The 12,308-nt window shown below is 64.9% G+C and carries 13 protein-coding genes; 6 read left to right on the top strand and 7 right to left on the bottom strand.

Annotation, left to right across the window (positions count from 1 at the left end; genetic code table 11):
- Positions 1 to 32: 32 nt before the first annotated feature.
- The 4 genes from pyrR to FG13_RS14905 all read left to right on the top strand — a co-directional run bounded on the left by pyrR (position 33) and on the right by FG13_RS14905 (position 3,675).
- Positions 33 to 557: a bifunctional pyr operon transcriptional regulator/uracil phosphoribosyltransferase PyrR gene (pyrR, locus tag FG13_RS14920; RefSeq protein WP_035828187.1), complete on the top strand. Its 525-nt coding sequence runs from the start codon at positions 33 to 35 to the stop codon at positions 555 to 557.
- Positions 550 to 1,515 (top strand): aspartate carbamoyltransferase catalytic subunit, encoded by a 966-nt coding sequence (locus tag FG13_RS14915; RefSeq protein ID WP_034746695.1) that lies wholly within the window; start codon positions 550 to 552, stop codon positions 1,513 to 1,515. The genes pyrR and FG13_RS14915 overlap by 8 nt, the downstream gene beginning before the upstream one ends.
- Positions 1,516 to 1,539: 24 nt before the next feature.
- The gene (locus tag FG13_RS14910; RefSeq protein WP_035822084.1) at positions 1,540 to 2,841 is read left to right on the top strand and encodes a dihydroorotase; all 1,302 of its coding nucleotides are present in this window, start codon (positions 1,540 to 1,542) and stop codon (positions 2,839 to 2,841) included.
- Positions 2,842 to 2,928: 87 nt separating this feature from the next.
- On the top strand, positions 2,929 to 3,675 hold the full coding sequence (locus tag FG13_RS14905) for a lysophospholipid acyltransferase family protein (RefSeq protein WP_035822082.1): 747 nt from the start codon (positions 2,929 to 2,931) through the stop codon (positions 3,673 to 3,675).
- Here the strand turns inward: FG13_RS14905 and FG13_RS14900 are convergent.
- The 7 genes from FG13_RS14900 to FG13_RS14870 all read right to left on the bottom strand — a co-directional run bounded on the left by FG13_RS14900 (position 3,672) and on the right by FG13_RS14870 (position 10,102).
- A complete protein-coding gene (locus FG13_RS14900; protein ID WP_035822080.1) occupies positions 3,672 to 4,436 on the bottom strand; it encodes an ABC transporter permease in 765 nt (254 codons plus the stop codon). The genes FG13_RS14905 and FG13_RS14900 overlap by 4 nt on opposite strands.
- A 2-nt stretch (positions 4,437 to 4,438) precedes the next feature.
- Complete coding sequence (locus tag FG13_RS14895; protein WP_035822077.1) at positions 4,439 to 5,683, bottom strand: ABC transporter substrate-binding protein; 1,245 nt, start codon at positions 5,681 to 5,683, stop codon at positions 4,439 to 4,441.
- Between the two features lie 17 nt (positions 5,684 to 5,700).
- On the bottom strand, positions 5,701 to 6,495 hold the full coding sequence (locus FG13_RS14890) for an ABC transporter ATP-binding protein (protein ID WP_035822074.1): 795 nt from the start codon (positions 6,493 to 6,495) through the stop codon (positions 5,701 to 5,703).
- Positions 6,492 to 7,574, bottom strand: coding sequence for an acyl-CoA dehydrogenase family protein (locus FG13_RS14885; RefSeq protein ID WP_035822071.1), 1,083 nt, complete (start codon positions 7,572 to 7,574; stop codon positions 6,492 to 6,494). Before FG13_RS14885 ends, FG13_RS14890 begins: the two co-directional genes overlap by 4 nt.
- 1 nt (position 7,575) lies before the next feature.
- Positions 7,576 to 8,130, bottom strand: a complete 555-nt coding sequence (locus FG13_RS14880; protein WP_035822069.1) for a carboxymuconolactone decarboxylase family protein — start codon at positions 8,128 to 8,130, stop codon at positions 7,576 to 7,578.
- A gap of 118 nt (positions 8,131 to 8,248) precedes the next feature.
- The gene (locus FG13_RS14875; protein ID WP_035822067.1) at positions 8,249 to 9,169 is read right to left on the bottom strand and encodes an AraC family transcriptional regulator; all 921 of its coding nucleotides are present in this window, start codon (positions 9,167 to 9,169) and stop codon (positions 8,249 to 8,251) included.
- Between the two features lie 93 nt (positions 9,170 to 9,262).
- Entirely contained in the window at positions 9,263 to 10,102 is an 840-nt protein-coding gene (locus tag FG13_RS14870) for a symmetrical bis(5'-nucleosyl)-tetraphosphatase (RefSeq protein ID WP_035822065.1), read from the bottom strand.
- 408 nt (positions 10,103 to 10,510) lie between these two features.
- On the opposite strand from FG13_RS14870, the gene FG13_RS14865 reads away from it, so the two are divergent.
- Both FG13_RS14865 and FG13_RS14860 read left to right on the top strand, forming a co-directional pair.
- Positions 10,511 to 10,819 carry an H-NS histone family protein gene (locus FG13_RS14865; protein WP_035822063.1) on the top strand — a complete coding sequence of 103 codons (309 nt, stop codon included), beginning with the start codon at positions 10,511 to 10,513 and terminating at the stop codon, positions 10,817 to 10,819.
- Positions 10,820 to 10,911: 92 nt separating this feature from the next.
- On the top strand, positions 10,912 to 12,306 hold the full coding sequence (locus FG13_RS14860) for a phosphomannomutase/phosphoglucomutase (protein ID WP_035822061.1): 1,395 nt from the start codon (positions 10,912 to 10,914) through the stop codon (positions 12,304 to 12,306).
- Positions 12,307 to 12,308: the final 2 nt, after the last annotated feature.

Here is a 12,308-nt window from a genome sequence, read left to right as displayed (position 1 = left end):
TTTTGGCCCATTCCTGAATGATCAAGAACTCCATGCCGCATCCTACGAATCCATCCCAACTCGACGCCGAGGCCCTGTACGCGGTCTTGCTGCAGCAAGTGCAGAGCGGCCTGGCGGGCATCCCCAACGTGGCCATCGTCGGCATCCATTCGGGCGGCGCCTGGCTGGCCGAACGCCTGGCGCGCGACCTGAACCTGCCTGGCCGCCTGGGCGTGCTCGACGTCTCGTTCTACCGCGACGACTTCGCCCAGAAGGGCCTGCATGCGGACGTCAAGCCGACGCAAATCAGCTTTGACGTGGCCGGCGCCACCATCCTGCTGGTCGACGACGTGCTGTACACGGGCCGCACCACGCGCGCGGCCATCAACGAATTGTTCGACTATGGCCGTCCGGCCAAGATCATGCTGGCCGCCCTGGTCGACCGCGGCGAACGCCAACTGCCGGTGGCCGCCGATTTCGTGGCCGCCTTCACAGCCGTGCCGCCGGGCCAGGCCCTGGTCCTGAAGCAAGCCGACGATGGAAAATTCACGCTCACCATAGATACCCACCATGCTTAATCCGCAACTGAATAAACACGGCGAACTGCAACATCTGCTGACGATTGAAGGCTTGCCGAAGTCTATCGTCAACCACATTCTCGATACGGCTTCCTCGTTCGTCGGCATCTCCGACCGCGATGTGAAAAAGGTCCCGCTGATGCGCGGCAAAAGCGTTTTCAACCTGTTCTTTGAAAACTCCACGCGCACCCGCACCACCTTCGAGATCGCGTCAAAAAGGCTGTCGGCCGACGTCATCAACCTGAACATCCAGGCCTCGTCGGCCAGCAAGGGCGAGTCTCTGCTCGACACCATCGATAACCTGTCGGCCATGCATGCCGACATGTTCGTCGTGCGCCACGCGCAGTCGGGCGCGCCCTACCTGATCGCCAAGCACCTGATCGATACCAAGCAGCCGCACGTCCACGTCGTCAACGCGGGCGATGGACGCCACGCGCACCCGACCCAGGGCTTGCTCGACATGTACACGATCCGTCACTACAAGAAGGATTTCACCAATCTGACGGTGGCCATCGTGGGCGACATTCTGCACAGCCGCGTGGCCCGTTCCGACATCCACGCGCTGACCACCCTGGGCGTGCCGGAAGTGCGCGCCATCGGCCCGCACACCCTGTTGCCGGGCGGCCTGGAGCAGATGGGCGTGCGCACCTTCACCAACATGGATGAAGGCTTGAAAGGCGTGGACGTGATCATCATGCTGCGCCTGCAAAATGAACGCATGAGCGGCGCGCTGCTGCCGTCGGCGCAGGAATATTTCAAGAGCTACGGCTTGACGCCCGAGCGCCTGGCGCTGGCGAAACCGGACGCCATCGTCATGCATCCGGGCCCGATGAACCGCGGCGTGGAAATCGATTCGGCCGTGGCCGACGGTCCGCAGGCGGTGATCCTGCCGCAGGTGACCTTCGGTATCGCCGTGCGCATGGCGGTGATGAGTATTTTGGCTGGTAATCAGGGCTGATAGCCCAAGGACGAGTAAGCGAGCATGACGACACTACATATCAAGAACGGCCACCTGATCGACCCTGCCAACGGCATCGATGGCTTGCAAGACCTGTTTATCGCCGACGGCAAGGTGCTGGCCGTGGGCAGCGCCCCGGCCGGCTTCACCGCCGACACCACGTTTGACGCAGCCGGCCTGGTGGTTTCCCCCGGCCTGGTCGACCTGTCCGCGCGCCTGCGCGAGCCGGGTTACGAATACAAGGCGACCCTGGAATCGGAATTGCAGGCGGCACTGCAAGGCGGCGTGACAAGCCTGGTGTGCCCGCCCGACACCGCCCCCGTGCTGGACGAGCCGGGCCTGGTGGAAATGCTGAAATACCGCGCCAAGACGCAGAACAAGGCCCACGTGCATCCGCTGGGCGCACTGACCATGGGTTTGAAAGGCAAGTCGCTGACGGAAATGGCGGAACTGACGGAAGCGGGCTGCATCGGCTTCGCGCAGGCGGAAGAGCCGATTGAAGACACCACCGTGCTGCTGCGCGCCATGCAGTACGCGAACACCTTCGGCTACACCGTCTGGCTGCGCCCGCAAGACCCGCACATCGGCCGTGGCGGCATCGCCCACAGCGGCCCGCTGGCCTCGCGCCTGGGCTTGTCCGGCGTGCCCGTGATGTCCGAAACCATCGCCCTGCACACGATTTTCGAATTGATGCGCGCCAGCCGCGCGCGCGTGCACCTGTGCCGCATTTCGTCGGCGGCCGGCCTGGAACTGATCCGCGCGGCCAAGGCCGAAGGCTTGCCCGTCACCTGCGACGTGGGCGTGCACCATGTGCACCTGACGGATGCCGACATCGGCTTTTTCGACCCGAACGCACGCGTGACGCCGCCGTTCCGCAGCCAGCGTGACCGCGATGCGATCCGAGCCGGCCTGTTGGACGGCACGGTCGACGCCATGTGCTCGGACCATACGCCGGTCGACGATGATGAAAAACTGCTGCCGTTCGGCGAAGCGTCGCCCGGCGCCACTGGCCTGGAACTGCTGCTGTCCTTGGCCCTGAAATGGGCCGACGACTACGCGCTGGGCCAGCCGCAGGCGGGCGCACGTCCGCTGGCGCGCGCCGTGGCCAAGGTCACGTCCGACGCGGCCCGTGTCGCCGGTATCCCGGCCGGCAGCCTGGCCGTGGGCGAAGCGGCCGACATTTGCGTCTTCGATCCGGCCGCGCGCTGGACCGTGTCGTCGGCCTCGCTGGCCAGCCAGGGCAAGCACACGCCTTTCCTCGGCTATGAGCTGAGCGGCATCGTCAAGGCGACCATCGTTGCCGGACGGGTGGCGTTTCAGCGTTAAAAATCAGATCCATGGACCGGGGGCATGCTGCCCCGGCACCCCTTGTCTGCTCCCGGATTTCGGTTCTGGTTTATTTGTTGGTGTGATTTGAAACTTCTGCTTACCTACCGCCTCGCGCGCATCGCCATTCACCTGGGCTGCGGCATGGCCAAGAGCGCCGTGCTCTTTCCCTGGCTGGACCTGGAGGGGCGCAACCGGCGCATCCGCCGCTGGTCGACGCAGCTGCTCGACATCTGCGGCGTGCACGTGGCGCAGCCGGCAGACAGCGTGCCGGCGCTCGAGCATGCGATGGTGGTGGCGAACCACGTTTCGTGGCTCGACATCTTCGTCATCAATGCCGTCCACCCCTGCCGTTTCGTCGCCAAGGCGGAAATCCGCACCTGGCCCATCCTGGGCTGGCTGGCGGGGCGCGCCGGCACCATCTTCATCTCACGCGGCAGCAAGCGCGATCTGCGCCTGATTTTCCAGGGGCTGGTGGATAAATTGACGGCGGGCGAGCGCATCGCGTTTTTCCCCGAAGGCACGACCGCCGCGCAGGGGCAAATCCTGCCGTTTCACGCCAATCTGTTCGAGGCGGCCATCGACGCGCAAGTGCCGGTGCAGCCGTTCGCGCTCGTGTATGTGGATGACAAGGGGGCCTTGCACCACGCCGTCGACTTCATCGGCGACATGAGTTTTGCGCAAAGCATGGTGGCGATTCTGAGCGGTCCGCCGATTACGGCGCGGCTGACCTGTTTAGAGCCGGTGGCGACGCTGGACGCGCACCGGCGCGAGCTGGCAGCGGCAACGCAGGCGACTATCGCCGCTACGCTGCCGCTGGAGAAGGCAGCTTAATTCTTCACGTGCAGCCAGCGCGCATGCGCGGCGCGGGCCAGGTAGTCGAGGATAAAGCCTAAAATTCCGATCAGCACGATGGCGGCCATCAGCTCCGAATACGCGAGGCGGTCGCGCGTGTCCAGGATGAAGTAGCCGAGACCCGCCGACACGCCCAGCATTTCCGCCGGCACCAGCACGATCCAGATGATGCCGATGGCCAGGCGCACGCCCGTCAGAATGTCGGCCGTAATGCCTGGCAAAATCACCTTGAAGACGATCTCGCTGCGCGTGGCCGACAGGCTGCGGGCCAGCAGCAGCCAGTTCGGATCGAGCCGCGCCACGCCGGCCGCCGTATTGAGCAAAATCGGCCAGACGGCCGCAAACGCCAGCAGGAAGTACACGGGCGCGTCACCGACACCGAGCACCATCACGGCGATCGGCATCCACGACAGCGGCGAAATCATGCGCAGCAGCTGGAACAGCGGCATGGCGGCGCCGGAAAAGCTTTTCGACATGGCCACCAGCACACCGAGCGGCACGCCGATGACGATGGCCAGTCCCAAGCCCACGGCCACCCTTTGCAGGCTCAATACCACGTGCAGCCAGATATCCGCACCGCCCACCATCTCCTGGAACGCCAGCGCCGTTGGCAGCGGCGCAAAGGCGGTGGCAATCGGCGTGGATTTCTCCAGCGCCGTCACGCCCATGGACCACAGCAGCAAGGCACAGGCCAGCCCCACCAGGGGCAGGCCGAACTTCGTGAACAACTTGCTCGCCATCGTCAGACCGCCACGGTTTCGCTGCGCAGCAGGTTGGCCGGCAAGCCGAAGGCAGCCGGGCCGCCGACTGCCGTGATGGCCTTGCGCACGAAGCGGTCATCGACCAGGTCGCGCGCGGCGAACTTCGGATCGAGGTTGGCCAGGAAGCGCGTGTCGCCCTCGACCTTGGTGCGGCCGATGGCGCGCACCAGTTCTTCCGTGTACGAAGCAAATGGATACGGCTGGAAGTCGATGCGGCGCTGCTGCCAGTTCTTGTGCACGATCAGGCCCTGCTTTTCGTAGCCGGCGTAATCGGTGGTGGCCAGCACCTTGGTCAGCACTTGCAGCGGATGCGGCGTGTAGCGGTGCTCGCCCACGTTCGACAGCAGCTTGGCCGTGTCGACCTGGTTCGAGCGCGTCCACAGCTGCGCCTTGACGATGGCGTTGGTGACCTTTTGCGCCCATTCTGGACGCGTGTTGATGTCGCGCTCTGACAGGAAGGTGACGCAGCACGCATGGTTTTTCCACACGTCGCCCGAGAAGCGCAGGATCTTGCCGATGCCGGCGTTTTCCGCCGCCGCATTGAAGGGTTCGGCCACGATGTAGCCGGCAATCGATTTGCTGGCCAGGGCCGAGACCATTTCGGCCGGCGCCAGCACGATCAGGTTGACTTCATTCGGTTTGATGGCCGCGTTGCGCGCGCGCGTGACCGGGGTCAAGCCGTTCGAGGACAGGATTTGCTGCAGCAGGATGTTGTGGATCGAGTACCAGAAGGGAATCGCCACCGTGCGTCCGCCCAGGTCGGAAACCTTGTTGATCTCGTTGGCCACCGTCAGCGCGGAGCCGTTGACGTGGTTCCAGGCGACGACTTTCGCGGGGAACTTGGCGCCGTAGCGCACCCACAAGGTGGCCGGCGACAGCAAATGGATGACGTTGACCTGGCCGGCGACGAACGCTTCGATGATCTGCGCCCAGCTGCGGAACAGGCGCGGCGTTTCCGCCTGCAAGCCTTCCGCTTCGAACAGTTTGCGGGCGTGGGCGACGAGCAGCGGGGTGGCGTCGGTGATCGGCAGGTAGCCGATCTTGACGGGCTGGTCGTCGCCTTTCGGGCCTTGCTGGGCCATGGCGTCGCCGGCGAACAGCAGGGGCGAGGCGACGCTGGCCGTGGCCAGGGCCGACATGCGCAGGAAGTCGCGCCGCGTCAGGCCGCAGTCGCAATCGGACGAGGCGCAGATATGCAGGGGTTTGTTGTGGTCTTCGAATGTCATGGGAAAGTTCCGGTCGATTAATGGGGAGCGAAGGCAGGTGCTTGATCCTGCTTTTGCAGCGCCTGCAGGGCGTCGAGGATGTCCATCTTGAGGGCGATGACGTCGGCACTGTGGCCAATGCGTGGCTGGTCGATGGCGACGGGCCATTCGCGCACGATGTTGCCCGGCTTGCCGCCCATCAGCAAGATGCGGTCGGCCACGAGAATCGCTTCATCGATGTCGTGCGTGACCAGCAGCACGGCCGTATGCCAGCGGTGCACCACGTCGACCAGCAAGGATTGCATCTCGGCGCGCGTGATGGCGTCGAGGGCGGAAAACGGTTCGTCGGCGAACAGCAGTTCCGGTTCGCGCGCCAGCGCGCGGGCCAGGGCCACGCGCTGCGCCATGCCGCCCGACAGCGCGGACGGATACAGCTTTTCGCGGCCCTTCAAGCCCACCGCTTCGATGGCTTGCGCCACGCGTGCCTCGTGCGCTGCGCGCGTCAGCTGCGGCTGGTGCTTGAAGTCCAGGCCGAAGCCTGCGTTGCCCGTGACGTTCAGCCAGGGGAGCAAACTGGCTTGCTGGAAGACGAGGGCGCTGCGCGGATCCGGTTCGCGCATGGGCGCGTCGAGGAACTGGATCTCGCCCGTGGACGGCGGCTGCAAGCCGGCCAGCACGCGCAGCAGGCTCGATTTGCCGCAACCGCTGCCGCCCAGCAGACAGACGATTTCGCGCTTGCGCACGCCCAGCGAGACGTGCTGGAACACGGGCGCCGTGCCCGGATAGGCGTAGCTCAGGTCCTGTGCCTGCAGCGCCCAATCAGTCGCGCTCATGCCGACGCTCCCGCCTTGGCCGCCTGCTGGCTGTCGAACAGCTGCAAGGCCGCCTGCAATTGCGTCAGGCTGGGAGTGACGATGGGGATGAATGACGATTCGCGCCAGCGGCGGGCAAAGCCCTGCTGCTCGGCGTTCAAATAGGCGCGGCCACCCATGGCTTGCAGTTCCAGCATCAGCGCCTGCTGCAGCACGTCGGCCAGCTGTATGCGCAGGCGGAACATGGCCGGTGCCTGCGTCCTGAAGCGGCCATCGTGCACGCCGGCCAGCAGGGTCGCGACGGCGCCTTCCAGGGGCGCTTGCAGCGCTTCGATGCGGGGCGTGAGCTGGTTGCGCGAACCGGCGGAAATCTGCGCCGCTTTGGCCAGGCTGGCGCGCGCCAGGCCGATCGACAGGCCGCACTGCATGCCGAGGAACGACGGGCGCACTTGCGGCAGCCAGGCCGGCGCATTGTCGCTGATGATGTCCGCGGCGGGGATGTGCACCTGCGCCAGCTTGACGGAAGCCGTATTGCTGCCGCGCAGGGCGATCAGGTCCAGGTCGTCGCTGCGTTTGACGCCTGCCGTGCCGCTGTCGAAGGCGACGATGACGGGTGGCGCGCCGTCGTCCGGCGCCACGGCGGCCGCCGCGACGAAGCCCGCCTTGCGCAAGTTCGTCACCCAGGCCAGGCCGCCGTCGACGAGCAGGCCGTCATCGTGGCGCGCGCCCGTGATTTGCAGCTGCTCGATGCCGGACAAGAATTTCATGGCGTTCGACAAACCGCTGGCGCCTGCCTGCGTGCCTGCCAGCAGGCCGGGCAAGCGGCGCTCGGCCAGCGCGCGGTTCTCGCTTTGCAGCAGGAATTCGATGAAGCAGCGCTGGCCCCAGAAAACAAAGGCCGCAGTCACCGATTGCTCGGCTACTTTGGCGATGGCGTCGATGGCGTCGCGCACGTCGCCGCCCGCGCCGCCGTGTTCCCGCGGCACGCCGATGGCCAGCAACTGGTCGCCAGCGAGTGCCGGCAAAACGGCTTCAGCCAGTTCCGACGATTGGTCGAGCTGGTCGGCATGCGTGTGCAGCCAGTGATTGAGCTGGCCCATGTCAGACGGCGCCAGGCAGGTAGGGCGTCAATTGCGGATTGACGGGCGTGCCGGCCAGGCTGTTGGAGAAATTGCACAGGGTGGCCAGGCTGATGCCCAGCACCACTTCCAGTGCCTGCTGTTCGTTGTAGCCGGCGGCCAGGAAGGCTTGATATTCGGCATCGCTGACGGCGCCGCGCGTGGCGATGATGGCCGTGGCGAAGGCGGCGACGGCGTCGAGTTTGGCGTCGTTCGTCGGCTGGCCGTGCTGCAGGGCGCGCACCGTGTCCGGCGTCTGGCCCGCTTTTTTCAGCGAGATGGCGCTATGGCCGGCGATGCAGAAATCGCAGCCGTGGATGCGCGCGGCCGTGATCTGCACCACTTCGCGTTCCATCAGGCTCAAGCTGGCGCGCCCGTTGATGCCGGAGACGGTCAGATAGGTTTCCAGGGCCAGCGGGGCATTGGCCAGCACGCCGATCAGGTTGGGCAGGAAGCCATTGTTGGCGATGGCTTTTTCCACGAAGGGGCGGCTATCGGCCGGGGCGGTATCGAGAGTGTGCAGCGTCAGACGGGACATGGGGTACCTTGCTAAGTTGGTAAGTCACCCGGCCATTATATCGGCCATGCCGTGCACGCAACAGGCGTCAGCGTCGTCCTTTTGTGCTCGTTCGTCTTTGATTTCGCAAACCTTGATCTCAGTTTGCCAGCTGGCGCAATCGCTGGTCGCGCCGGTAGGCGCCCGGCTGCTCGCCCGTGACCCGCTTGAAGGCGCGCGTAAAGGCGGCGTGCGAGCGGTAGCCCACCAGTTCGGCCGCGCGTTCGACGGAAACGCCGTCGTGCAGGCGCCGCGCGGCGATCTTCATGCGCAGCAGGAGCAGGAACTGGGCTGGCGAATGGCCGCTGGCGCTGGCGAAATGCTTGCAGAAGCTGGCGCGCGACATGCAGGCCGCCTTGGCCATGTTCTCGATCGACCAGTCGTCGGCGGGTGCATCGAGCATGCGTTCGAGCAGCGGTGAGAATGCGGGCTGGTGCAGCAGCGACAGCAAGCCGGCCGCCACCTGCTCGCCCTGCGCCACATGGCGGATCAGGTAAAAGAACAGCAGTTCGACCAGGCGCGAGGTCAAAGGCGACGGCTGTTCCGGATCGCCGCCCGCTTCCGCCAGGATCAGGTCGAACAGCGCGGCGGCGGCGCTGAAGGCGGGCGCATCGCCGCGTATCAGCAGATACGGCGGAAACGAGTCGACGATCAGCGCGGAGAGGGCGCCGCGAAATTGAAAGAAGCCGCAGGCCAGCGCCGTCGCCGGCTGCTCCGTGGACGCTTGCAGCGGCAGCATCGCTTGCGCGCTCACCGCCTGCAGCGGGTCGCTGTGGGGGCTGAGGAAGTGCGGCAAGTCGCGCATCAGGAAGACGCCGTCGCGCGGGCCGAGCGCAATCGGCGCCGCGCCATCGAGGTGCAGATAGCAGTGGCCATCGAGCACCAGGTGAAAGCTGCCCAGTTCCCGGCCCGCCGTGGAAGCGCGCCAGCGGCCGCAGTACTGGCCCACATGCAGGACGGCGGTGTCGAGTTCCAGGCTGCCGAGCAGCCAGCGCGCCAGTCTGTCGGTATCAGGATGCATGGGATCGCACAGGCAAAAGCGCCATCATACGGGCTGCACGCGGCAAGGCCAACGACCGATTTCGACTAAGCATATGCGCGCCATGCTTGCCATTTAGCGCTTGCCGCTGTGCTGCTGGAAGGCGGGGCAATCGACTTGCAGCAAGGAGCGGTCTTCCAGGCACACGGCTGACAGTTTTCCACCCCACACGCAGCCGCTGTCAAGGCCGATCAGGTGCTCCCGCAACTGCAGTCCCAGCGCCGACCAGTGGCCGAAGACGATGGTGTCGCCGGCGCTGCGCCGTCCCGGCACGTCGAACCACGGCAGCAGGCCGGAGCCCGGTGGCGGGCTGCCGCTCTCCTTCATCTTGAAGTCCATCACGCCGTCCGGCGTGCAAAAACGCAGCCGCGTCATGGCGTTGACGATGCAGCGCAGCCGGTCGGCGCCCTGCAGGTCGTCGCGCCAGGCGGCCGGCTCGTTGCCGTACATGGTGCGCAGGAAGGCCACCCAGCCGTCGCTGCGCAGCATGGCGGACACTTCCCCGCTCAGGGACAGGGCCTGGGCCGCGCTCCATTGCGGCAGCAAGCCCGCATGCACGAGCACGTGGCCATCGTGTTCCAGCGCCAATGGCCGCTGGCGCAGCCAGGCGAGCAACTCCTCGCGGTCGGGCGCGTCGAGGATCTCGGTCAGCGTATCGGACGCATGCTCGGGGCGGATGCCGTTGGCCACGGCCAGCAGGTGCAAGTCATGGTTGCCCAGGACGCTGTCGGCCAGGCCCTGCCGCGCCAGCGCGTAAACGTGGCGCAGGGTGGCCAGCGAGGCTGGGCCGCGATTGATCAAGTCGCCCGCGAACAGCAGGCGGTAGGGGCCATCGGCTGCCGCCTGGATCCGTTCGATCAGTTCGACGGTTTGTGCATGGCAGCCTTGCAGATCGCCGATAAAGTAAGTTTTCATATGTGCCGGGTGAAGTGAACTACGCGCCTGCATTATAAGCATGCCGGCCCATTGGCGTCGGCTGTATTGCCGGCGGTTTCCCGATTGCGAGTCTGGCCGGCGGAAGAAAATACGGGCGCCGATTATGGCCGCAGGGGGATTTAATTGGGCGGAACTTTCCGCTGTCATATATCGGTCATTATCTTGCGGCACGCCGCTCAGGCATGCCGGAATGCCATTTCATCCATGTTTATTTACCTCCACGCACGCTTCCTGCATATTCTTCATTTAATCTTAATGTTGGGCCGCCAAATAAATCGGGAGTCGTGATTCAATTGGCGATGGATTATGCAATGGTGCGCAGGTATTTATGCAATGTAGTATATTCCACGTGATTTTATTATTTAAATTAATATAAAGGATGTACCAATGGATCTGTCGACGCTGACGATGCTGGAATTGCGCAAACTGGAAGATAATGTGAAGCAGGAATTGAATGGCCGCGAGCGCGAAGACTTGAACAAGGCGCGCGAACAGATCATGGCCATCGCGCAGCAGGCGGGCATTCCGTTGAAACAGCTGATACTCGACGGTTTGCACCCGCGCACGGGCAAAGTCGCCGTGCGTTACCGCCATCCTGACAATGCGGCCGAGCAATGGACTGGCCGTGGCCGCCAGCCGCTGTGGGTCAGGCAGTGGGTGGAATCGGGCAAGTCGATCGATCTGCTGCGCGTATAATTCGGTATACTCCTGGCGCAGTGGCACGGCTGTCAGCCGCGCGCCGCGCCTTGCCAGGCTTCCCTATTTGACCCTCTTATACCGCCCACACCATGCTTCCATTGTCCAGAACGATCTTCAAGGCCTACGATATTCGCGGCATCATCGCTAAAACCCTCGATGCCAGCGTGGCTTACAAGATCGGCCAGGCCTTTGGCCAGGCCGCCCTGGCCAAGGGCGAGCAGCGGGTCGTGATCGGCCGCGATGGCCGTTTGTCGGGACCGGAATTGACGGCGGCGCTGGCGCATGGCTTGCAAGCGGCCGGCGTCGACGTGATCGACCTGGGCGTGGTGGCCACGCCGATGGTGTACTTCGGCACGAACGTGCTCGATACGCGCTCCGGCATCATGGTCACGGGCAGCCACAATCCGCCCGATTACAACGGCTTCAAGATGGTGCTGGCCGGTGAAGCGATCCACGGCGAAGCGATCCAGGCCCTGTACCACAGCATCGTCGCGCACGACGGCAGCGCCAGCGCCAAGGACGTTGCCAAACCGGGAACCTATGCCACGCACGATATCCGCGCCGCCTACCTGCAGCGCATCCTGGGCGACGTCAAGCTGGCGCGCCCGATCAAGATCGCCGTCGACTGCGGCAATGGCGTGGCCGGCGCGTTCGCGGGCGACCTGTTCCGCGGCATGGGTTGCGACGTCATCGAACTGTTCTGCGAAGTCGATGGCAATTTCCCGAACCACCACCCGGACCCGGCGCATCCGGAAAACCTGCAAGACCTGATCCGCTGCCTGGCCGAGACGGATGCGGAAATCGGCATCGCCTTCGATGGCGACGGCGACCGCCTGGGTGTGGTCACCAAGGATGGCCAGATCATCTACCCCGACCGCCAGATGATGCTGTTTGCCGCCGACGTGCTGACCCGCCACCCTGGCGCGCAGATTTTGTACGACGTGAAATGCACGCGCCACCTGGCGCCGTGGATCAGCAAGCATGGCGGCGTGCCGCTGATGTACAAGACGGGCCACTCGCTGGTGAAAGCCAAGTTGCGCGAAACGGGTGCGCCGCTGGGCGGTGAAATGAGCGGCCATATCTTCTTCAAGGACCGCTGGTACGGTTTCGACGACGGCCTGTATTCGGCCGCGCGCCTGCTGGAAATCCTCACGCGCGAAGCCGACCCTTCGGCCCTGCTGAACTCCCTGCCGCAGTCCGACAGCACGCCGGAACTGCACCTGGAACTGAAGGAAGGCGAGAACGTCGCGCTGATGGACATGCTGCGCCGCGACGCCGTCTTCCCCGGCAATGAACAGATCATCACCATCGACGGCTTGCGCGTGGAATACGCGGACGGCTTCGGCCTGGCCCGTTCGTCGAACACCACGCCGGTGATCGTCATGCGCTTCGAAGCGGAAACGCCGGCAGCCCTGGCGCGCATCCAGGGACAGTTCAAGAGCGTGATCCTGGCCGCCAAGCCAGACGCCGAACTGCCGTTCTGACA

Origin of the sequence: Janthinobacterium sp. RA13, assembly GCF_000745325.1 — a bacterium.
GTDB lineage: Bacteria > Pseudomonadota > Gammaproteobacteria > Burkholderiales > Burkholderiaceae_D > Janthinobacterium > Janthinobacterium rivuli.
This window is presented reverse-complemented; position numbering and strand designations above follow the sequence as displayed.

What these genes read in the sequence shown, in the direction of transcription:
- FG13_RS14860 (WP_035822061.1), top strand. Translation starts at nt 10,912, where the DNA reads ATGCTTCCATTGTCCAGAACGATCTTCAAGGCCTACGATATTCGCGGC.
- FG13_RS14890 (WP_035822074.1), bottom strand. Translation starts at nt 6,495, where the DNA reads ATGAGCGCGACTGATTGGGCGCTGCAGGCACAGGACCTGAGCTACGCC.
- FG13_RS14880 (WP_035822069.1), bottom strand. Translation starts at nt 8,130, where the DNA reads ATGTCCCGTCTGACGCTGCACACTCTCGATACCGCCCCGGCCGATAGC.
- FG13_RS14895 (WP_035822077.1), bottom strand. Translation starts at nt 5,683, where the DNA reads ATGACATTCGAAGACCACAACAAACCCCTGCATATCTGCGCCTCGTCC.
- FG13_RS14900 (WP_035822080.1), bottom strand. Translation starts at nt 4,436, where the DNA reads ATGGCGAGCAAGTTGTTCACGAAGTTCGGCCTGCCCCTGGTGGGGCTG.
- FG13_RS14875 (WP_035822067.1), bottom strand. Translation starts at nt 9,169, where the DNA reads ATGCATCCTGATACCGACAGACTGGCGCGCTGGCTGCTCGGCAGCCTG.
- pyrR (WP_035828187.1), top strand. Translation starts at nt 33, where the DNA reads ATGCCGCATCCTACGAATCCATCCCAACTCGACGCCGAGGCCCTGTAC.
- FG13_RS14910 (WP_035822084.1), top strand. Translation starts at nt 1,540, where the DNA reads ATGACGACACTACATATCAAGAACGGCCACCTGATCGACCCTGCCAAC.
- FG13_RS14865 (WP_035822063.1), top strand. Translation starts at nt 10,511, where the DNA reads ATGGATCTGTCGACGCTGACGATGCTGGAATTGCGCAAACTGGAAGAT.
- FG13_RS14885 (WP_035822071.1), bottom strand. Translation starts at nt 7,574, where the DNA reads ATGGGCCAGCTCAATCACTGGCTGCACACGCATGCCGACCAGCTCGAC.
- FG13_RS14915 (WP_034746695.1), top strand. Translation starts at nt 550, where the DNA reads ATGCTTAATCCGCAACTGAATAAACACGGCGAACTGCAACATCTGCTG.
- FG13_RS14870 (WP_035822065.1), bottom strand. Translation starts at nt 10,102, where the DNA reads ATGAAAACTTACTTTATCGGCGATCTGCAAGGCTGCCATGCACAAACC.